This is a genomic window from Mycobacterium sp. SMC-11 (assembly GCF_046250095.1).
GTDB classification, from domain to species: Bacteria; Actinomycetota; Actinomycetes; order Mycobacteriales; family Mycobacteriaceae; genus Mycobacterium; species Mycobacterium heraklionense_A.
Map to the genome: position 1 here is coordinate 418,994 of NZ_CP176430.1, position 19,896 is coordinate 438,889.

Sequence of the window (19,896 nt, forward strand, 5' to 3'; positions counted from 1 at the left end):
CCGGTTGTTGTCGAAAACGTCGCGTGATCTCGCCAGAACCGAGACCTTGCCCGTCCCGATACGCTTCCAAGCGTGCGTGGTGACGGCGATGGGTGGGCGTTTTCCGATACCGGCGTCCGCTTCTGGGGCCGGCACGGTGCAGCTGGGCTGCTACTGCGGGCTCCTCGCCCCGATGGCGCCCGCACCGTGCTGCTGCAACATCGCGCCTGGTGGAGTCATCAGGGCGGTACTTGGGCGCTGCCCGGTGGTGCCCGCGACAGCCACGAGACCGCTGAAGAGGCCGCGATCCGCGAGGCGCAGGAGGAAGCCGGTCTGCCCGCCGATCGGATCGTTGTGCGCGCGGCCGTGGTGACCGCGTCGGCCAGCGGCACCAGCTGGACCTACACCACCGTGGTCGCCGACGCCGAGGAGTTGCTGCCGGTGGTGCCCAACGGGGAGAGCACCGAATTGCGGTGGGTCGACGAACACGACGTCGCCGAGCTGCCGCTGCACCCGGGTTTCGCCGCCAGCTGGGAGTTGCTCCGCGGCTATTGACGCGTCCTCAAACCGTCGAGTGTGCGGTTTGGTCGCCGAAATCGCGGTTTTGCCAACCAAAACGCACACTCGACGGCTACACCGGTCCGGTGGCGCCTAACCCGGCCCGCAGCGCCGCCGCCGCGGCCCGCGGATCCTCGGCAGCGGTGATCGCGCGCACCACCACCACCCGGCTGGCGCCGGCCTGCAGCACCTGCGGCAACCGCTCGATATCGATGCCGCCAATGGCGAACCACGGCTTGGCCTGGCCCGTGTCGGCGGCGAATCGCACCAGTTCCAGCCCCGGCGCAGTCCGGCCCGGCTTGGTCGGGGTGGGCCAGCACGGCCCGGTGCAGAAGTAGTCGACCGGCTCGGCCAGGGCCGCGCTGACCTGATCGCGGTCATGGGTCGACCGGCCGATCAGTACCTCGGGTCCGATGACGTCGCGCGCCGCCGGCAGCGGCAGGTCGTCTTGGCCCAGGTGCAGCACGTCGGCGCCGGCGGCGCGGGCGATGTCGGCGCGGTCGTTGACCGCCAGCAGTGCCCCGTGCCGTCGCGCGGCGTCGGCCAGGATCTCCAACGCCGCCAGTTCGCCGCGGGCCTCCAGCGGACCGAACCGCTGTTCGCCCGCAGAACCCTTGTCGCGCAGTTGGATGATGTCGACGCCACCGGCCAGCGCGGCGTCGGCGAACTCGGCCAGGTCGCCGCGTTCCCGGCGGGCATCGGTGCACAGGTAGAGCCGGGCATCGGCGAGTCGGGCGAGACGGTCGGAGCGTTTGTGCACACCGAGACGCTAGCGGCTAGCTTGGTGTGTTGACACGCGAGCAGGTGGAAGGGAGCAGCACATGCCCGGACCCTCGCTCGGTTCGCTGGCCGTGATCGGCGGCGGCGTCATCGGGCTGTCGGTGGCCCGGCAGGCCGCCCGGGCCGGCTGGACGGTGCGGGTGCACTGCACCGGCGAACCCGGCGGTTCGGCCAGGCTCGACGCAGGAGAGGCGAAGCTGGGACCGCCGTATCAACCCGGCGGTTCGGCCAGGCTCGACGCAGGAGAGGCGAAGCTGGGACCGCCGTATCAACCCGGCGGTTCAGCGAGGCTCGACGCAGGAGAGGCGAAGCTGGGACCGCCGTATCAACCCGGCGCCTCCTGGGTGGCCGGTGGCATGCTGGCCCCGCACAGTGAGGGATGGCCGGGCGAAGACCGGCAACTGCGGCTGGGATTGCGTTCCCTTGAGTTGTGGCACGACTTCCTCGACGGGCTGCCGGTTCAGGTAGTCACGGCCCGCGAATCGCTGGTGGTGGCCGCCGACCGCGCCGACGTCGCAGACCTGCGCACCGTCGCCGACTGGCTGTCCGCGCAGGGCCACCCGGTGATCTGGGAGTCCGCCGCCCGGGACATCGAACCCCTGCTGGCCGGCAACATCCGGCACGGCTTCCGGGCCCCTACCGAATTGGCGGTGGACAACCGCGCGGTGGTCACCGCCCTGGTTGACGCTTGCGAGGAACTCGGCGTCAGTTGGGCCCCGCCGGTGGGGGATCTCGCCGAGGTGGCTACCGACGATGCCGTGGTGATCGCCAACGGCATCGACGCCCCGGCGCTGTGGCCCGGCTTGCCGATCCGGCCGGTCAAGGGGGAGGTGTTGCGGCTGCGCTGGCGCAAAGGCTGCCTGCCGCCTCCGCGGCGGGTGATCCGGGCCCGGGTGCACGGTCGCGCGGTCTACCTGGTGCCGCGTCCCGACGGTGTGGTGGTGGGGGCGACCCAGTACGAGCACGGCCGGGACACCGCGCCGGCGGTCTCCGGGGTGCGTGACCTGCTTGACGACGCCTGCGCGCTGGTTCCGGCGCTGGGGGAGTACGAGCTGGCCGAATGCGCCGCGGGCCTGCGGCCGATGACGCCGGACAACATGCCGCTGGTGCATCGTCTCGACGACCGGACCTATGTCGCTGCCGGGCATGGCCGCAATGGGTTCCTGCTGGCGCCGTGGACCGCCGAACATGTTGTGTCCGAACTACTTCCGGTTGGAGTGCAGCAATGATCATCAATGTCAACCAGAAGCAGGTCGAAGTGGCTGAGGCGACTACGGTCGCGACGCTGCTCGCTTCGATGGGCTATCCCGACCGCGGTATCGCGGTGGCGGTGGACCAGGCGGTGCTGCCGAAATCGCGGTGGGCCACCGCGTTGTCCGACGGTGCCTGTCTCGATGTGGTGACGGCGGTGCAAGGTGGTTGACGACGCGAAGCTGACCATCGCCGGGCGGGAGTTCAGCTCCCGGCTCATCATGGGAACCGGTGGGGCGCAAAGCCTGACGTCGCTGGAAGAGGCGTTGGTGGCTTCCGGCACCGAGCTGACCACGGTCGCGATGCGCCGCGTCGACGCCGAAGGCGGAACCGGCATGCTGGATCTGCTGAGCCGGCTCGGCATCACCCCGCTGCCCAACACCGCCGGCTGCCGCAGTGCCGCCGAAGCGGTGCTGACCGCCCAGCTGGCGCGTGAGGCACTCGGTACCGAATGGGTCAAGCTGGAAGTGATCGGCGACGAGCGCACCCTGCTGCCCGACGGCATTGAATTGGTGCGGGCCGCCGAACAATTGGTCGACGACGGGTTTGTGGTGCTGCCCTACACCAACGACGACCCGGTGCTGGCCCGCCGGCTCGAGGACGCCGGATGCGCCGCCGTGATGCCGCTGGGCTCGCCGATCGGCACCGGACTGGGCATCGCCAACCCGCACAGCATCGAGATGATCGTCGCCGCCGCCGGGGTGCCGGTGGTGCTCGACGCCGGCATCGGTACCGCCAGCGATGCCGCGCTCGCAATGGAACTGGGCTGCGATGCGGTGCTGCTGGCCACCGCGGTGACCCGGGCCGCCGACCCGCCGGCGATGGCCGCGGCCATGGCGGCCGCGGTCACCGCTGGATATCTGGCGCGCCGTGCCGGGCGAATCCCGAAGCGGTTCTGGGCGCAGGCGTCGAGCCCCGCCCTGTGATAGGTCGCCGGGCGTGAACCGCTATGTCGCCCTGGGGAGTTCGATGGCGGCCGGCCCCGGAATCCGGCCCCGTGTCGCAGGCGCTCCGCGGGCGTCGGGGCGCTCGGCGCGCAACTACCCGCACCTGGTCGCCCATGCGCTGAACCTCGATCTGGTTGACGTCACGTTCTCCGGCGCTACGACCGCCCACCTGCTGAGCGAACGCCAACACGGTGCGCTACCGCAGATCGATGCCCTCGACGGTTCCGAATCCCTGGTGACCATCACCATCGGCGGCAACGACGTCGGCTACGTGCCGCTGTTGATGGCCGCGACGCTGCCGGGTGTCTTGCAGCGGCTGCCAGCCGTCGCCGCACTGCTGGACCCTCGGCAGCGCGAGCAGGCACTGGGCGAGGTCGAAGCTGCGCTACGGGCCGTCGGCGCCGCGGTGCGGGACCGCGCACCGCAGGCCCGGGTGTTTTTCGTCGACTATCTGACCCTGCTACCTCCGGCCGGGGTCCGGGCCGGGCGGTTACCGCGGGACGTCGTGACCCTGGCCCGTCACGTCGCCGACGGGTTGGAGCGCCACACCGCCGCGGCGGCCGCCGCCACCGGCTGTGAGCTCGTCCGCGCCGGCGATGCCAGCCGGGAGCACCATCCCTGGTCGCCGCAGCCCTGGACGGTGGGAGCGGGCCTGCCGCTGCCGTGGCGGCCATGGCCCTTTCACCCCAACGCCGCCGGTATGGCCGCGGTCGCCGAGTTGGTCGCCGTGCAGTGGGGCGGCCGGGCCTGACTTCGCATCGGTTGCCTACCCACTAACGTGGGGTCGGTGGACTACAAGTCGAAGTTGATCCCTGCCCTCGGCGCCGTGCTGGTCGGTGCGCTGTTCAGCGCCGGCTGCAGCCGCACCCCGGAAAACACCGAGCAGGGAGCAGATCCCGCCGCGGCCGCTGAATTCGCCAGCAGCCTGCGCGACAAGGTCACCGTCGACGCCATGATGGCCCACCTGCAGAAGCTGCAGGACATCGCCGACGCCAACAACGGCACTCGTGCCATCGGCACCCCGGGCTACGACGCCAGCGTCGAGTACGTGGCCAGCACCCTGCGGGACCACGGCTTCGACGTCCAGACCCCGGAGTTCACCGCGCGGGTGTTCAAATCCGAGCCGGGCTCGGTGCATCTCGGCGACAAGACGGTCGAAGCTCGCGCGCTGATGTACAGCCTCGGCACCCCACCCGAGGGCGTCACCGGCCCGCTGGTCGCGGCGCCGGCCGACGACAGCCCCGGCTGCAGCGCCGAGGACTACGACGGGCTCACGGTCAAAGACGCCGTCGTACTGGTCGACCGCGGCACCTGCCCGTTCAAGGAGAAGATGGCCGTCGCCGTCGAACTGGGCGCGGTGGCAATGGTGGTGGCCGACAGCGTCGACGAACCGAAGATGGGCGGCACCCTCGGCGAGCAGACCGAGGTCAAGGTTCCGGTCGTGAGCGTGACCAAGGCAGACGGCGCGATGCTGCGCGACGGACACGGGGCGATGACGGTCAAGCTCGACGCGCACACCGACAACATCCCGTCACGCAATGTGATCGCGCAGACCAAGAGCGGATCGACCGAGAACGTGGTCATGCTCGGAGCCCACCTGGACAGCGTTCCGGAAGGCCCGGGTATCAACGACAACGGCTCCGGTGTTGCCGCGGTGCTGGAAACCGCTTTGCAGTTGGGAGATTCGCCCCAGGTGCGTAACTCGGTGCGGTTCGGTTTCTGGGGCGCCGAGGAGCTCGGGCTGATCGGCTCACGGAAGTACGTCGAGTCGCTCGATGAGGAGCAGCTCAAGAACATCGCGCTGTACCTGAACTTCGACATGCTGGGTTCGCCGAATCCCGGCTATTTCACCTACGACGGCGACCAGTCGTTGCCGGCGGACAAGCGCGGCCAGCCGGTGGTGCCGGAAGGTTCGGCCGGCATCGAGCGGACCATGGTCGGCTACCTCAAGTCGGCCGGCAAGGAGCCGCGCGACACTTCGTTCGACGGCCGCTCCGACTACGACGGGTTCACCCAGGCCGGTATCCCGTCCGGCGGGTTGTTCTCCGGTGCGGAGGTGAAGAAGTCGCCCGAGGAGGCCAAGCTGTGGGGTGGCGCCGCCGACGAGCCGTTCGACCCGAACTATCACCAAAAGGGCGACACCATCGAGAACATCGACCGAGACGAACTGGCAATCAACGGCGGAGGAGTGCCCTATTCCGTCGGGCTGTATGCCCAGGATCTCAGTGGCCGCAACGGGGTCCCGGTGCGCGACGACCGCACCCGCCACATCCTGACCCAGCCATGATCCGTCCGGCGGGAGCCCTGCTGGCCGCTGTCGGCGTACTGGCGGGCTGCTCGCCGGAGCCCGTGCAGCCGCCGCTGTCGAATCGGCTGGCGACCCAGGTCACCGTCGCGGGGATGCTTACGCATCTGCAGCGACTGCAGGAGATTGCCGACACTCACCAACGGAATCGGGCCGACGGCACGCCGGGGTTTGACGCCAGTGCCGACTATGTGGCCAACGCCCTGCGCGACAAGGGTTTCGAGGTGGAGACACCCGAGCTGATCAGGTTGGACACCGTCTCGGCCGGCAAGCCCACGCTGACCGTGGCCGGGGTTGGCTACCCGGTCGATCAGGCCTCGCTGCTGGTGCGCACACCGACCGGCGGGGTCAGCGGTCCGGTGGTCCGTCCGACGCGGTCGTCGGGCTGCGCAGCGGCCGACTACCCGCCGAAGGTGCCCCGTGGGGGGATCGCCGTGGTCAGCGACGCCGGCTGCTCGGTGGTGGTGAAACAGAACGTGGCCGCCGAGCGTGGCGCCGCCGCGCTGGTCGTGGTGAGCCTGCCGAGCCGCAACGGAGCGCCCGCCGGGTTGTTCCCTCCGGAGTACTACGACCAACTCACCATGCCGGTCGCGGTGGCCGGACGCGACGGCGACAACGCGTTGCGGCGCACGACCGGGACGGTGCGGCTGGTCCTGGACGGCCACACCGCGAAGGTCACCTCGCGGAATATCTTGGCGCAGACGAAAACCGGTTCGCCGCATGAGGTCGTGATGGTTGGCGCACACCTCGACAGTGCGCCCGGCAGCCCCGGTATCAACGACAACGGCTCGGGGGTGGCCGCGGTGTTGGAGACCGCGCTGCAGCTCGGTCCGGAGCCGGCGGTGGCCAACGCGGTCCGGTTCGCTTTCTGGGGTGCCGAGGAACAACAGCTCGGTGGTTCCAGCGACTACGTCTTCGGACTCGACCGCGACCAGCTCAACGACATCGCCCTGTACCTGAACTTCGACATGCTCGCCTCTCCGAATCCGGGTTTCTTCACCTATGACGGAGACCAGTCCGCGCTGCCGAGCCGTGACATCACCCCCGCGGACGTGCCGGTGGGATCGGGCGGTATCGAGCGCACCCTGGCCGGCTACCTCAACCTGGTGGGCGTGCGACCCGCCGATATGCCGCTCAGCAGCGACACCGACTACAGCCCGTTCGTGGTGGCCGGGGTGCCTATCGGGGGCATCACCACCGGTGCTTCCCAACTCAAGACCACTGCTCAGGCCCGACTGTGGGGTGGAAAGCCTGGAGCGGCGTTCGACCCGAACTACCACGGCCCCGGTGACACGGTCGCACAGATCAATCAGCACGCATTGGCGCTAACCGGTGCCGCGGTGGCGTTCGCAGTGGCAAACTATGCGCAGTCCATCGGCGGTCCCAATGGAGTCCCGGCGCGCGATAAGCGTCACCGGGCTCCGCTGGGGCCGTAGTCCCGCATTGGGCGGGCATCCGTACAAGTACGGGCGGGCTCTATATTGAATCCGCTGTAGCCCGTTTACCCAGCTGTGTTAGTAATGCTGTGCACGTGACAGAGCTGGCCTGAGTTGATCGGGGGTGGTGACCTCGCTTGGTGCCACGAACGACCCTGTCGGACGCAACGGTGCCCGCATAAAGCGGCGCCCCAAGGACCGCAAGGCGCAGATCACGCGTGCTGCCGCGGAAACCTTCAGTGCCCAGGGCTACCACGCGACCAGCATGGAGGCGATCGCTTCCAAGGTCGGGATTTCCGCGCCGGCGCTGTACCGGCACTATCCCAGCAAGTACGAGATGTTCTCGGTTGTCGTCGGCTCGCTCGGCCAGCAGCTGGTCGACTCGACTGCTTTTGTCGATGAGTTGTCCGATGCTGAGGTACACAGCAACGCGCCGGCGGTGTTGGACCAGGTCGTCGACGGGCTCATCACGTCGTCGATCCTCAACCGCGAGGCCAGTGGGCTGTTCCGGTGGCAGGCTCGCTACCTGCAGTCGGAAGACCAGGCCAAGCTCATGGCGCAGATGCACACCGTCGGTGCGCGCCTGAAACGGCCGATCAGTGTCATGCGTCCCGAATTGAACTCCTTGGAGCAGTGGACGCTGACGGTAGCGCTGGTCAGTGTTGCCGGCAGCATCATCGGACACCGGCTGCAGCTCCCGGACGACGAGATCAAGCCGTTGCTCATCGACGCGTCACGATCGGTGGTCACCGCGCAGCTACCCGGAACCGACGACATCGGCGTCAATAGGCCCTCGGTGTGGCGTATCTTCACGCCGGACGCCGGACCCTATGAGGCGCTGTTGAACTCGGCGGTCCTGCTGTTCGGCAAGCAAGGATATGCCGAGACCGGCGTCACCGAGATCGCCGACGCCGTGGGTGTGCCGGCGTCCGGCGTGTACCGCTACTTCTCGAGCAAGAGCGACATCTTGACGACGGGGTTGCAGCGCGCTGTGGACCGGATAGCCGGGGAGATGGCGGCTATCGCCGGTGTCTTCGCCGAGCCGGACGAGGCACTGCGCCGGTTGATCGAGGCGTATGTGGCTACGGTGTTCGCCAATCCCGAGTTGGCATCGGTCTATGACACCGAGCGGGTGAACTTGGCGCCGGCGGAACGCGAACTGCTGCGTGATTCCGAGCGCGCGTTCATCGAAACCTGGGCCCGACCGCTGATGGCGATCAGGCCGGACCTGGACGCGATGCACGCCAAGTTCTTGGTGCACGCCTTGGCGGCACTCGTGGACGACTTGGGGCGGGTTGCCCGAGGCGGCGAGATACCGGGTGCTGGCTTTCTGGCCGGGGGACCCGGTTATGCGCAGGCCTGCTTGCGTCGCCTGATGGAGTCCATTGTGTTCGCCGGGGTCAAGGACAACTGAGGAGACTACGAAATCGCCTGGCTTGTGAGGCGGTCCCAGCTTCGCCTCTCCTGCGTCGAGCCTCGCTGAACCGCCTGGCTTGTGAGGCGGTCCCAGCTTCGCCTCTCCTGCGTCGAGCCTCGCTGAACCGCCTGATAAATCAGGCGATTTCGTAGTCCTCCAGCGGGAAATGCGAGCCGTCGCGCACCGCATTGCGCACCGTGGTGGGCCGCAGCAGGGTCGCTTCGCCGCTGGGGTTGTAGTAGTAGGACCGCGACGTCGTGCAGTCCCCGGCGTAGAACACCGTGTGGTCCAGCCTTTTGGTCATGGCGTCCAGGAACCGGGTGTTGGCGGCCTCGGTGACCTCGAACGTCGTCGCGTTGCGCCGCCGCATCTCGCCGAACAGCCGGCCCATGTGCCGCATCTGGTATTCCATGGTGTTGAAGAACGACAGGCCGGAGAACGCGTACGGGCTGGCCAGGCTCAGGAAGTTCGGGAAGTGCGGCATCGACAGGCCCTGGTAAGCCTGGAACCGGGTCTCCCGCCACCACTTACCCAGGTTGCGTCCGTCCCGCCCGACGATCTCGATCGCCGGGAAGTTTGCCTCCCACAGGTCATAGCCGGTGGCCAGCACCAGGGTGTCGATCACAGTCTTGCGGCCATCGACGGTGACGATGCCGTCCGGCTCGATCCGTTCGATGCCGGTGGTCTCCAGGTGCACATGCGGCTTGGTGAAGCTGCGGTAGTAGTCGTTGGACCAGCTGGGCCGCTTGCAGCCGATGTCGTAGGTCGGGGTCAGCTTGGCCCGCAGTTCCTTATCGCGGATCTGGGCGAACCGGTGCATCTTGCACGCGTCCATTCCGGCAATCGACAGCCGGCGGAATGCGGGGTAGTTCAACACCGCGGTCACCGTCATGAATTCCAGCAGGTAGTCGCTGATGAAGCGCATCACCCGCTGGGTGAACGGAACCCGGGCGAACAGCTTCTGCAGCCACGCCGGGATCCGGAAGTCGATCTTGGGCGCCACCCAGATCGCGGTGCGCTGAAACACGGTCAGGTCGGCGACGGTCTTGGCCAGCTCCGGAATCAGCTGCACCGCGGTTGCGCCGGTGCCGATCTGCCCGACCCGACGGCCGGTGAAGTCGTAGTCGTGATCCCACGCGGCGGTGTGCACCACCTTGCCGGCGAAGCTGTCGATCCCGGCGATGTCCGGGTTGCGCGGCTGGGACAGGAACCCGGTGGCGGTGATCAGGAATCGGGCGCTCAGCGTCGTCCCGTCGCCCAGGGCCACCAGCCAGCGCTCGGCGTCCTCATCCCACTGGGCACCGGCGACCGTGGTGTTGAACCGCATGTGGCGGCGCACGTCGTACTTGTCGGCGACGTGCTCGGCGTAGCGCTTGATCTCCTCGCCGCGTGCGAACATCCGCGACCAGTACGGATTCGGCTCGAACCAGTACGCGTAGGTAGTCGACGGGATGTCGACTGCCAGGCCGGGATAGTGATTGACATGCCACGTTCCGCCTAGATCCGCTTCACGGTCGAGCAGCACGATGTCGTCGTAGCCGAGCTTCTTCAGCTCGATGGCTGCGCCCATGCCACCGAAGCCCGCACCCACGATGACGACGTCAAACTGCTCCATACTCATGAAAATTAAGGTACCTGACTCACCGGTAACCAGCGAAGCTCCCGGGCCCACTGCGGATGGGAGACAATGGGGCTTGCACTCTGTTCGGAGATTTCGGGAGGGCAGCCATGACCAGCCGCGATACTGAAGCCAGCGACGCAGACCTGGCGGGCCAGGCGGCCCCGGCGCTGGAGGTCGACGACGAGACGCCGGGCCCCGAGATCTCCGCCGACGACCATGCCAACATCGCCGATGTGGTCGAGCAGCACCGGGGTGTGCCCACCGATGACGACGACTACGACCGCTGAGGGCTCGGCCGTGCGGGGCGGCCCCCGGCGCACAAGGAACGTTATGGTTAGACGCTTTAGTTAGCTGTTGGCCTACCACCGAGAGACGTTTTCTTGAGCGAGATTCGCCATCCTGCGACAACCCGACCGATCGGTCTGCTCGGCGTCGGCGCGTCTCGCCCGTCGCGGGTGGTTACCAATGACGAGATCTGCCTGCACATCGACTCCTCCGACGAATGGATCCAATCCCGCACCGGAATCAAGACACGCCGGTTTGCCGGGGAGACCGACACCGTGGCGGGCTTGGCCATCGAGGCCGGCCGCAACGCGCTGTCCCAGGCCGGGCTCGACGGCGCTGCGGTGGATGCGGTGATCGTCGCGACCAGCACTAACTTCCGCCAAACCCCGTCGTGTGCGCCCGCCGTCGCGGTCGCCCTCGGCGCGCAGGGCGTGCCTGCCTTCGACGTGGCCACCGGATGCGCGGGGTTCGGCTACGCGCTGGGGGTAGCCGCCGATCTGCTTCGCGGCCGGACCATCAACACCGCGTTGGTCATCGGATCTGAAGTGCTCTCCCCGACGATCGACATGCAGGACCGCTCGAACTGTTTCATCTTCGGCGATGGGGCCGGCGCGGTTGTCGTCGGCGAGGCCCCGGTGCATGGCATCGGCTCGACGGTCTGGGGCAGTGACGGTTCGAACTGTGACGCGATCCGCCAAGACATCGACTGGATCAGTTACACCGAACAGCCGGACGGCCAGCGTCCCTTCCTGCGCATGGACGGCAGCACGGTATTCCGTTGGGCAGCATACGCAATGAGCGACGTCGGGAAACGTGCCATCGCCGCAGCCGGGTTGGACGCCCACGACATCGATGTGTTCATTCCGCACCAGGCCAACAGCCGGATCAACGCGCTGATCGCCAAGAGTCTTGAGCTGCGCTCCGACGTCGTCATCGCCAATGACATCGAGAACAGCGGCAACACCTCCGCGGCGTCCATCCCGCTGGCGATGGAGCAGCTGATGTCGGCCGGCATCGCCAAGTCCGGTCAGCTGGCCCTGCTGCTGGGTTACGGGTCCGGACTGAGCTACGCGGCCAGCGTCGTCGTCCTGCCCTGAGCCGCAACACAAATCCCCACCTGACCGTGGTTGCCAGGCGGGGATTTATGTTGCCGACGGCCTAGAGCGCGCCGAGGTCGAGACCGGCCAGGATGTCGCCCGGATTGAACACCGCCGTGGCGTCGAAGTTGCCGAACATCCAGCTCAGGTCCAGGTTGCCGAACGGCGTCACCAGGATGTCGGAGATGGTCGCGGCAGCTCCGTCGGCCCCGGGGATGGCCTGGTAGACGTTCGTCCAGCCGAACAGGTCGGTCACCGAGTAGACGGTGCCGTCTGCGGGCAGGCCGGCGGTCACGCCGTCTTCGAACTCGCCGCCGGTGATGGTGAATTGGGTGGTCTCGATCATGCCCAACAGGTTCGAGACGTTCACCGCGGTGTCGACCGATCCGAGCAGGTTCCCGTCGGCGCCGTACACCTCGAGGTCCTGGGGCGCCAGCGGCACGCCGGAGAGCACACCGCCGCCGATCGACAGTAGCGGCGCAACCGTGAACATCGGGTTGATGGCGGTGAAGCCGTCGTCGCCGGGCGTGAAGGTGAGATTGCCGATGGTGAAGGCGTTTTCGCCGAGATTCCCGGCACCGCCGTCGAGGCCTGTCAGCGCCGCACCCGGGTCCAGGGGCTTGCTGGCGTCGAAGCCCGCGAACATCGAACTCAGGTCGATATTGCCCCACGGCGTCACCAAGGTGTCGGTGATCGTGGCTTTGCCGCCGTCGGCGCCGGGCACCGCGGTGTAGATGTTCTGGATGCCACCACCGAGATTGACGACGGAATAGACGGCGCCCTTGACCGGAAGGTCAGCGGCGTCGGCACCATCGGCCAGTTTGCTGCTGGCGACGGTGAACTGGGTGGCTTCGATGCCCAGCAGATTGAGGGTGTTGACGTTGGTCTTCACCGTCCCGGCCAGGTCGGTGCCGTCGTACACGTCGAAGTTCTGTGTGTACAGCGGGAGCTGGATCGTGCCGAACGAGGCCATGCCGCCGCCGAGGTTCATCAACGGTGCGATCCCAAAGAGCTCATTGGCGTCGGCGAACCCAGCCGCGCCGGGGTCGAACGTCACTCCGTCGATGGTGAAGGCATTCTCGCTGAACTCGCCGGTGCCGGCGCCCAGCCCGGCCAAGGCGTCACCGGGGTTAAGCCCGTGGGTGGCGTCATAACCGGCGAAGAGCCAGTCCAGGTTCATGTTGCCCAGCGGTGTCACCAGCACGTCGGTGACGGTGGCCTCGCCGCCGTCGGCGCCCGGGGTGGCAATGTAGATGTTCTGGAAACCGCCACCGAGGTCGGTGACACTGTAGACGCTCCCGACCGGCGGCAGGCCCGCAGCGCCAGCGCCGCCGTCGGCGGCGATGACCCGCAGCTGCACGGCTTCGATGCCCAACAGGTTCTGGACGTTGACGTTGGTGTTGACGGTGCCGAGTGCGCTGCCGTCCTTGCCGTATACGTCGAACTCCTGCCGGGCCAGCCCGGCTGAGGTCAGAGCCTTGCTGATCGAGGCGCCACCGATACCCAACAGCGGCGAAAGCTGAGACAGTGGGCCGATCGTCGTGTATCCGTCGGCGCCGGGATCGAAGGTGAAGCCGCCGATGCTGAAGGCGTTATCGGTGATTGTGCTACCGGTTCCGCTATCGGCGAAAGCAACGGCTGTCGAAAGAAATACCGTGGTCAGCAACCCACAGCCGGCGGAACCTGCCGCCCATGCCACGTGACGTCGCATGCTGAACCCTTCCTTCTGTCGTTCCGGAAACTTAAATACATATTTTGAACCGCAGAGGCGAAATTAACATACTGGAAAGTAACTTATAAGGAATCTGAGAGACTTTCGCGACGTTCGATTTCGGAGGCCCACTCTTCAGGCCACTCGAGCGTTGTCGTGCCGGTGGCAGGGGTTCGCGGGTTCAGCCCAGCAGTCGCAGCGCCGCGTCGACGGCCAATACCGGCACATCCAACGTCTTAGACGCCAGATCGTGACGGGCGCCGGTGATCTCGACGACCTCATGCGGCGCGGGAATCAGCCCGGCGGCAGCGCGAATCTCGGCGCCCGTGCCGAAGCTGTCCGAGCTGCCGTGCGTGAACACCGTCGGCACGCCGATCTGGGGCAGGTGCTCGGTGCGGGTGCGCTCGGGTTTCCCCGGCGGGTGCAGCGGATAGGAAAACAGGGTCAGCAGGTCGACCGCAGCGTCGCCGGCCGCCACCACCATCGAGGTCTGCCGGCCGCCGTAGGAGTGCCCGCCGACGATCAGCGGACCTTCGGCCAGGTCGCGGGCATACTCGATCGCCTCGGTGATGCCCTCCCGGTCGCCGGTGCCCGACCCCGACGGTGGCCCCTTGGGGCGGCGCCGCCGGAACGGCAGGTTGTAGCGGATCGCCAGGAATCCGCGACGCGACCATTCGTCGCAAAGCCGTTGCAGCATCGGTGAATCGCGATCTCCGCCGGCCCCGTGAGTCAGCAACACCACGCCGGCGGGGATGCGGTCCGGGCGGTGGGCTAGCCCGGCCAAACCGGCTATCTCCTCCAGGCTCACGAGGCGCCGGGTCTCAACCGGAACAATGGCGAGACGGGGCCGTGGCCGTGGCCCAGTGGGTAGGCGGCACGCAGGCACTCGGTCACCCAGCGCTTGGCGAACGCCACCGCGTCCGGAACGGACAACCCGTGGGCCAGTGCGGCCGCCGAGGCCGCCGCGAGCGTGTCTCCGGCGCCGTGGTCGTCGCCGGTGGCCACCCGTGGCCCGGGGAACTCCAGAAAATCCTTGCCGTCGTAGAGCAGGTCCGGGCTGTGCTCCGCCGACGGCAGATGCCCGCCCTTGACCAGTGCCCACTGTGGACCCAACGCATGCAGCGCGCGTGCGGCCGCACGCTGGGACTCGGCGTCGACCACATCGATACCGACTAGCAGCCGTACTTCGTGCAGGTTCGGGGTTACCAGGGTTGCGAGCGGAAAAAGACTGTCGCGCAGCGCGTCCAGCGCCGATGACGCCAGCAGTGCGTCGCCGTGCATGGAGGCCGACACCGGATCGACCACCAAAGGGATCGTCAGGCCGAGTTCACGCCATGTCGCGGCCACCGCGGTGATGATCTGCGCCGACGCCAGCATCCCGGTCTTGGCGGCCTGGATCCCGATGTCGGGCACCACCGCCGTGATCTGGGCGGCGACAGTGTCGGCGGGAACCTCATGAAAGCTCTTGACTCCCACGGTGTTCTGCACCGTCACAGCGGTAACCGCGACGCAGGCGTGCACGCCGAGCAGCGCGCACGTGCGCATGTCGGCCTGAATGCCCGCGCCGCCGCCGGAGTCTGACCCTGCAACGGTCAGTACCCGCAGCGGCGTCGCCCCCGGCGGGGCCAGTGGCAGGAAACCCACGGTGCTGGATGAGTGGCGACCCGCTTCGCCCGGCTCCGCCGCGCTTGCGATCACCACTAGGACGTGATGGGCAGGTACACCCGGTTGCCGTGGTCGGCGAACTCGGCTGACTTCTCGTCCATACCCTTCTGGATGGCGGCGTCGATGTCGTCCTGGGTCTGCAGGCCGTGCTCGTTGGCGTAGTCGCGCACGTCGTGGCTGATCCGCATCGAGCAGAACTTCGGGCCGCACATCGAGCAGAAGTGCGCGGACTTCGCCGGCTCGGCGGGCAGCGTCTCGTCGTGGTATTCGCGTGCGGTGTCCGGGTCTAGCGACAGCGCGAACTGGTCATACCAGCGGAACTCGAAGCGTGCCTTGGACAGTGCGTTGTCGCGATCCTGGGCGCCGGGGTGCCCCTTGGCCAGGTCGGCGGCGTGTGCGGCGATCTTGTAGGCGATCACCCCGTCCTTGACGTCCTTGCGGTCGGGCAGCCCCAGGTGCTCCTTGGGGGTCACGTAGCACAGCATCGCGGTGCCGGCCTGGGCGATGATCGCCGCACCGATCGCCGAAGTGATGTGGTCGTAGGCCGGCGCGATGTCGGTGGCCAGCGGTCCCAGCGTGTAGAACGGCGCCTCGTCGCACCATTCCTCTTCCAGCCGCACGTTCTCGACGATCTTGTGCATCGGGACGTGGCCCGGGCCCTCGATCATCACCTGCGCACCACGAGATTTGGCGATCTTGGTCAGCTCGCCCAGGGTGCGCAGCTCGGCGAACTGGGCTTCGTCGTTGGCGTCCGCAATCGAACCGGGCCGCAGCCCGTCGCCGAGGGAGAACGTGACGTCGTAGCTGGCCAGAATGTCGGCCAGTTCTTCAAAATTGGTGTACAGGAACGACTCCTGATGCCGTGACAGACACCAAGCCGCCATGATCGAACCACCGCGCGACACGATGCCGGTGACTCGCTTGGCGGTCAACGGCACATACCGCAACAGCACCCCGGCGTGCACGGTCATGTAATCCACGCCCTGCTCGCACTGCTCGATCACGGTGTCGCGGTACAGCTCCCAGGTCAGTTTGGTCGGGTCGCCGTTGACCTTCTCCAGCGCCTGGTAGATCGGGACGGTCCCGATCGGCACCGGCGAGTTGCGCAGAATCCACTCCCGCGTCTCGTGAATGTCCTTGCCGGTAGACAGGTCCATGACGTTGTCGGCGCCCCAGCGGGTCGCCCACACCAGCTTGTCCACCTCTTCGGCGATCGAACTGGTCACCGCGGAGTTGCCGATGTTGGCGTTGATCTTCACCTTGAACGCCTTGCCGATGATCATCGGCTCGAGCTCGGGGTGGTTGTGGTTGGCCGGGATCACCGCCCGCCCGCGGGCGACCTCGTCGCGGACCAGCTCCGCGGAAACGCCTTCGCGGGCGGCGATGAACGCCATCTCGGCGGTGATCTCACCGGCCTGGGCGCGCTGCAGTTGGGTGCCGCGATCGGTCACCACCCCCGGCCGCGGCGGCAGGCCGCGGTGCAAGTCGATCTCGGCATTGGCGTCGGTGTAGGGACCGGAGGTGTCGTAGACGTCGAAGTGCTCACCGGTGGTCAGGTTGATGCGCCGGAACGGCACCTTCATCGTGACGCCGCCGGGAGCTTCGATCTCGCGGTAGGCCTTCTCGCTGTAGGGGATGGGCCCGGTGGTGACCTGCGGCTCCACTGCAACGTCAGTCATAGTTCTTCCTCTCCCTTGCCGGCATGACCCGGTCAGGTTCGTACGGTCGACGGCCCCGGCCGTCCTCTCAGCGCACAGGCTGCGCTCCCGCGGTTCTTGCGATTTCTGTACTGGCGATTCGTGCACTGCCACGCTATCGCAGCGCAGCAGCCGGCGTAAGGCGCTGCGGGGGCCGGAAAAGGATTAGGCAACTGATCATTTGCTTAGCTAACATATGCGCTCGGGACAGAGTTAGCTGGGAGAGTCATGACGGCGCAGATAGAGCAGGTGAACACCGACGTCCAGGACCCGGGCGCCTCGAAGGGATTTGCCACCGCTCGCCGCCGGCTGCGCTACGACCGCGACCACCCCCGCTACAAGTGGGTCGCGCTGTCCAACACCACGCTGGGTGTCCTGCTGGCGACCATCAACGGCTCGATCGTGCTGATCTCGATGCCGGCGATCTTCCGGGGTATCGGCCTCAACCCGTTGGAGCCCGCGAACGTCAGCTACCTGCTGTGGATGTTGATGGGCTATCTGCTGGTGTCGGCCGTGCTGGTGGTGTTCTTCGGCCGGCTTGGCGACATGTTCGGCAGGGTGCGCATCTACAACCTGGGCTTTGTGGTGTTCACCGCGGCGGCGATCGCGCTGTCGATCGATCCGTTCGACATGGGCCGCGGTGCCCAGTGGCTGATCGCGTGGCGGGTGGTGCAGGGCGTCGGCGGGGCGATGCTGATGGCGTCGTCGTCAGCGATCCTCACCGACGCGTTCCCGGCCAATCAGCGCGGCATGGCGCTGGGCGTCAACCAGGTGGCCGCCGTCGCCGGGTCCTTTGTTGGCCTGCTGATCGGCGGCGTGCTGTCCGAATGGGACTGGCGGGCGGTGTTCTGGGTCGGGGTGCCGATCGGAGTGCTGGGCACCATTTGGTCGGTGCGCTCGCTGCACGAACTCGGTGAACGGGCTCAGGCGAAGCTGGACTGGGCGGGCACCGCGACGCTTGGTCTGGGCCTGACCGTGGTGCTGACCGCCATCACTTACAGCATTCAGCCGCACGGATCTTCGCCGACCAGCTGGGCCAGCCCGGCCGTGCTGGGTGCGCTGGGGCTCGGCGTGGCGCTGTTGGTGCTGTTCTGTTTCATCGAGCTACGGGTTGCCGCGCCACTGCTGGACGTGCGGCTCTTCACGATTCCGGCGTTCGGAATGGCCAACGCGGCGGGCCTGCTGTCGGCGATCGGGCGCGGCGGCATGCAGTTCATGCTGATCATCTGGCTGCAGGGCATCTGGCTGCCGCTGCATGGCTACAGCTACGAATCGACGCCGTTGTGGGCGGGTATCTATCTGCTGCCCATGACGGCCGGGTTCCTGTTGGCCGGTCCGGTGGCCGGTTCGTTGTCGGACCGCCGCGGCGCCCGTCCGTTCACGGTCGGCGGCATGGTGCTGATGGCGGCGACGTTCGTGGGGCTGGTGCTGCTTCCGGTGAACTTCGACTACCGGGTGTTCGCGGCCCTGGTCTTCCTCAACGGCCTGGGCGGCGGGATCTTCGCCGCGCCCAACAGTGCCGTGGTCATGTCCAGTGTCCCGGCCGACCAGCGTGGTGCGGCGTCGGGCGTGCGGGCCACGTTCTTCAATGCGGGCACGTCACTGTCGATCGGAATCTTCTTCTCGCTGATGGTGATCGGGCTGGCCAACACCTTGCCGGCGGCCCTGGGCGCCGGATTGCAGCAGCAGGGCGTCTCTGCCGGTGTCGCCGACCAGGTGGCCAACACCCCACCGGTGGGCAGCCTGTTCGCGGCGTTCCTGGGCTACAACCCGATTGCCGAGCTGCTGGCGCCGTCGGGTGCGTTGGCCGCGCCCGGTGTTGACGCCGAGGCGCTGACCGGACACAGCTTCTTCCCGCAGCTCATCTCCGGGCCGTTCCATACCGGTCTCGCGGTGGTCTTTACCGCTGCGGCGGTCATGATGCTGCTCGGGGCGCTCGCGTCCTGGCGGACGCCGGGACGCTACGCCGTCGAGCCGCTGAAGCTGAGGGACTGACACCCGCCAACCGCCGCGCCGCAGGGTCCGCGCAACTAGTTTCGACGACAACCACCGGATGTGGTCGCCATTGCCTGGATGCCGCGGGAATCCTGGCCGGAATCCCTATCGCTGGATCGGCTACGTCCCTGCGATGAGGCGCCGCCAAACAGATTTAGTTGACAATGCAACGAGAGCGCCCCTAGGCTCTGATGTAGTTGACTACGCAACTACAAAACTTGGGAGAGGGGTCCGTCATGGACATCGTGATACTGATCGGCCGAATCCTGTTCGGTGCCGTGTTCGTCGGCGGAGCGCTGGGGCACTTCACCCAGACCGCCGCGATGGCGGCGTTTACCGAGAGCAAGGGCATCAAGCCGGGCAAGCTGGCGGTGCTGGGCTCGGGCGCCTGGATGCTTACCGGCGCGGCCTTGGTGATCGTGGGCGCTTGGGCGGATCTCGGCGCACTGATGTTGGCGGTCTTCCTGTTGCCCACCGCGTTCCTCATGCATCCGTTCTGGAACGAGCGGGACCCGGAGGCCAAGGCCGGCGAGCAGATCCACTTCAACAAGGACGTGTCGCTGGCCGGCGGCGCCCTGGCGTTGTTCGGCTTCTTTGTCACCGCCGGTGCCAGCACTGGACTGCAGTTGACGGGACCGTTGTTCGCGTCGCTGGCCGGCTGACTCGAAACTCCGTGAAGCCCAACGGCCCGGTTCTGCGCGTCGGTTGCAGAACCGGGCCGTCGCGGTCTCGATCTGATACCAAAGTGACGGGTGTGACAACTCGTGCGCGGGGGGTTTGGTGGCATTGCTGCACGTCAGAGACCCTCGACACACCTGAATGGGGTCGAGTTGACCGCACCCCATCGGTGAGGCACTATGGAGCCTGCAAGCACCTCGTTAGGTGAGGCGTCTGCACGGACATAGGCCACTGACCCCGAACGTCGAAAGACGCCCCGGGTCAGGACAGCTCCTCCCGGCTTAAGGGTTGAGCCCAAGTGGCTTCCTGAATAGGGACACGCCGTGCAGTGCCAAAGCTCTGACGAGAGGGGTGCGGTCTCCCGACAGTCGTCGGAGCTGCCCTCCTAAGCATGCGGTGAAACCGGCGCGCCTCTGCGCGCCCGCGACCGAGAGGAGGTGAGGGACGAATGAGTTCCGGTGATAGTCCATCCCG

General features: G+C 67.3%; 18 protein-coding genes and 2 riboswitches. Of the genes, 12 read left to right on the plus strand and 6 right to left on the minus strand.

Annotated features, from left to right (window positions below):
- Nucleotides 1–72: 72 nt before the first annotated feature.
- On the plus strand, nucleotides 73–534 hold the full coding sequence (locus tag ACKY0X_RS01980; RefSeq protein WP_409428103.1) for an NUDIX hydrolase: 462 nt from the start codon (nucleotides 73–75) through the stop codon (nucleotides 532–534).
- A gap of 76 nt (nucleotides 535–610) precedes the next feature.
- On the opposite strand, the gene thiE is transcribed toward ACKY0X_RS01980, so the two are convergent.
- Complete coding sequence (gene thiE / locus ACKY0X_RS01985; protein ID WP_409428104.1) at nucleotides 611–1,297, minus strand: thiamine phosphate synthase; 687 nt, start codon at nucleotides 1,295–1,297, stop codon at nucleotides 611–613.
- Between the two features lie 61 nt (nucleotides 1,298–1,358).
- Here thiE and thiO point away from each other — a divergent pair, with 61 nt between their 5' ends.
- From thiO to ACKY0X_RS02020, 7 genes are all read left to right on the plus strand, one after another.
- On the plus strand, nucleotides 1,359–2,546 hold the full coding sequence (gene thiO, locus ACKY0X_RS01990) for a glycine oxidase ThiO (RefSeq protein WP_409428105.1): 1,188 nt from the start codon (nucleotides 1,359–1,361) through the stop codon (nucleotides 2,544–2,546).
- The gene (thiS, locus tag ACKY0X_RS01995; RefSeq protein ID WP_046286680.1) at nucleotides 2,543–2,740 is read left to right on the plus strand and encodes a sulfur carrier protein ThiS; all 198 of its coding nucleotides are present in this window, start codon (nucleotides 2,543–2,545) and stop codon (nucleotides 2,738–2,740) included. The genes thiO and thiS overlap by 4 nt, the downstream gene beginning before the upstream one ends.
- Nucleotides 2,733–3,494 (plus strand): thiazole synthase, encoded by a 762-nt coding sequence (locus ACKY0X_RS02000; protein ID WP_082108451.1) that lies wholly within the window; start codon nucleotides 2,733–2,735, stop codon nucleotides 3,492–3,494. The genes thiS and ACKY0X_RS02000 overlap by 8 nt, the downstream gene beginning before the upstream one ends.
- Nucleotides 3,495–3,507: 13 nt before the next feature.
- On the plus strand, nucleotides 3,508–4,266 hold the full coding sequence (locus tag ACKY0X_RS02005; RefSeq protein WP_409428106.1) for an SGNH/GDSL hydrolase family protein: 759 nt from the start codon (nucleotides 3,508–3,510) through the stop codon (nucleotides 4,264–4,266).
- A gap of 36 nt (nucleotides 4,267–4,302) precedes the next feature.
- On the plus strand, nucleotides 4,303–5,802 hold the full coding sequence (locus ACKY0X_RS02010) for a M28 family metallopeptidase (RefSeq protein ID WP_409428107.1): 1,500 nt from the start codon (nucleotides 4,303–4,305) through the stop codon (nucleotides 5,800–5,802).
- Nucleotides 5,799–7,256, plus strand: coding sequence for a M28 family peptidase (locus ACKY0X_RS02015; protein ID WP_409428108.1), 1,458 nt, complete (start codon nucleotides 5,799–5,801; stop codon nucleotides 7,254–7,256). The genes ACKY0X_RS02010 and ACKY0X_RS02015 overlap by 4 nt, the downstream gene beginning before the upstream one ends.
- Before the next feature lie 124 nt (nucleotides 7,257–7,380).
- Nucleotides 7,381–8,670 carry a TetR/AcrR family transcriptional regulator gene (locus tag ACKY0X_RS02020; protein ID WP_409428109.1) on the plus strand — a complete coding sequence of 430 codons (1,290 nt, stop codon included), beginning with the start codon at nucleotides 7,381–7,383 and terminating at the stop codon, nucleotides 8,668–8,670.
- A gap of 139 nt (nucleotides 8,671–8,809) precedes the next feature.
- Here ACKY0X_RS02020 and ACKY0X_RS02025 read toward each other — a convergent pair whose 3' ends face one another.
- Nucleotides 8,810–10,294 carry a flavin-containing monooxygenase gene (locus ACKY0X_RS02025; protein ID WP_409428110.1) on the minus strand — a complete coding sequence of 495 codons (1,485 nt, stop codon included), beginning with the start codon at nucleotides 10,292–10,294 and terminating at the stop codon, nucleotides 8,810–8,812.
- A gap of 107 nt (nucleotides 10,295–10,401) precedes the next feature.
- Here ACKY0X_RS02025 and ACKY0X_RS02030 point away from each other — a divergent pair, with 107 nt between their 5' ends.
- A complete protein-coding gene (locus tag ACKY0X_RS02030) occupies nucleotides 10,402–10,581 on the plus strand; it encodes a hypothetical protein (RefSeq protein WP_409428111.1) in 180 nt (59 codons plus the stop codon).
- Nucleotides 10,582–10,674: 93 nt separating this feature from the next.
- Nucleotides 10,675–11,676, plus strand: coding sequence for a beta-ketoacyl-ACP synthase III (locus ACKY0X_RS02035; RefSeq protein ID WP_409428112.1), 1,002 nt, complete (start codon nucleotides 10,675–10,677; stop codon nucleotides 11,674–11,676).
- A 61-nt stretch (nucleotides 11,677–11,737) separates the two neighbouring features.
- Here the strand turns inward: ACKY0X_RS02035 and ACKY0X_RS02040 are convergent, their stop codons facing one another.
- From ACKY0X_RS02040 to thiC, 4 genes are all read right to left on the minus strand, one after another.
- Nucleotides 11,738–13,387, minus strand: coding sequence for a hypothetical protein (locus ACKY0X_RS02040; RefSeq protein ID WP_409428113.1), 1,650 nt, complete (start codon nucleotides 13,385–13,387; stop codon nucleotides 11,738–11,740).
- A 181-nt stretch (nucleotides 13,388–13,568) separates the two neighbouring features.
- Nucleotides 13,569–14,195: an alpha/beta family hydrolase gene (locus ACKY0X_RS02045; RefSeq protein ID WP_409428114.1), complete on the minus strand. Its 627-nt coding sequence runs from the start codon at nucleotides 14,193–14,195 to the stop codon at nucleotides 13,569–13,571.
- The gene (gene thiD, locus ACKY0X_RS02050) at nucleotides 14,192–15,031 is read right to left on the minus strand and encodes a bifunctional hydroxymethylpyrimidine kinase/phosphomethylpyrimidine kinase (RefSeq protein ID WP_409429780.1); all 840 of its coding nucleotides are present in this window, start codon (nucleotides 15,029–15,031) and stop codon (nucleotides 14,192–14,194) included. The genes ACKY0X_RS02045 and thiD overlap by 4 nt, the downstream gene beginning before the upstream one ends.
- Before the next feature lie 56 nt (nucleotides 15,032–15,087).
- The gene (thiC, locus tag ACKY0X_RS02055) at nucleotides 15,088–16,731 is read right to left on the minus strand and encodes a phosphomethylpyrimidine synthase ThiC (protein WP_409428115.1); all 1,644 of its coding nucleotides are present in this window, start codon (nucleotides 16,729–16,731) and stop codon (nucleotides 15,088–15,090) included.
- Nucleotides 16,726–16,830: riboswitch (TPP riboswitch) on the minus strand. (Overlaps the previous gene by 6 nt.)
- 147 nt (nucleotides 16,831–16,977) lie before the next feature.
- On the opposite strand from thiC, the gene ACKY0X_RS02060 reads away from it, so the two are divergent.
- Both ACKY0X_RS02060 and ACKY0X_RS02065 read left to right on the plus strand, forming a co-directional pair.
- Complete coding sequence (locus tag ACKY0X_RS02060; RefSeq protein WP_409428116.1) at nucleotides 16,978–18,744, plus strand: MFS transporter; 1,767 nt, start codon at nucleotides 16,978–16,980, stop codon at nucleotides 18,742–18,744.
- Between the two features lie 236 nt (nucleotides 18,745–18,980).
- Nucleotides 18,981–19,406 carry a DoxX family protein gene (locus ACKY0X_RS02065; protein ID WP_409428117.1) on the plus strand — a complete coding sequence of 142 codons (426 nt, stop codon included), beginning with the start codon at nucleotides 18,981–18,983 and terminating at the stop codon, nucleotides 19,404–19,406.
- Nucleotides 19,407–19,611: 205 nt separating this feature from the next.
- Nucleotides 19,612–19,780: riboswitch (M-box (ykoK) riboswitch) on the plus strand.
- Nucleotides 19,781–19,896 lie beyond the last annotated feature (116 nt).

Bases quoted from the DNA above. Each gene is read 5' to 3' on its own strand.
- thiO (WP_409428105.1), top strand. From the start codon at position 1,359: ATGCCCGGACCCTCGCTCGGTTCGCTGGCCGTGATCGGCGGCGGCGTC.
- thiS (WP_046286680.1), top strand. From the start codon at position 2,543: ATGATCATCAATGTCAACCAGAAGCAGGTCGAAGTGGCTGAGGCGACT.
- ACKY0X_RS02015 (WP_409428108.1), top strand. From the start codon at position 5,799: ATGATCCGTCCGGCGGGAGCCCTGCTGGCCGCTGTCGGCGTACTGGCG.
- ACKY0X_RS02025 (WP_409428110.1), bottom strand. From the start codon at position 10,294: ATGAGTATGGAGCAGTTTGACGTCGTCATCGTGGGTGCGGGCTTCGGT.
- ACKY0X_RS02030 (WP_409428111.1), top strand. From the start codon at position 10,402: ATGACCAGCCGCGATACTGAAGCCAGCGACGCAGACCTGGCGGGCCAG.
- ACKY0X_RS02040 (WP_409428113.1), bottom strand. From the start codon at position 13,387: ATGCGACGTCACGTGGCATGGGCGGCAGGTTCCGCCGGCTGTGGGTTG.
- thiC (WP_409428115.1), bottom strand. From the start codon at position 16,731: ATGACTGACGTTGCAGTGGAGCCGCAGGTCACCACCGGGCCCATCCCC.
- ACKY0X_RS02060 (WP_409428116.1), top strand. From the start codon at position 16,978: ATGACGGCGCAGATAGAGCAGGTGAACACCGACGTCCAGGACCCGGGC.
- ACKY0X_RS02065 (WP_409428117.1), top strand. From the start codon at position 18,981: ATGGACATCGTGATACTGATCGGCCGAATCCTGTTCGGTGCCGTGTTC.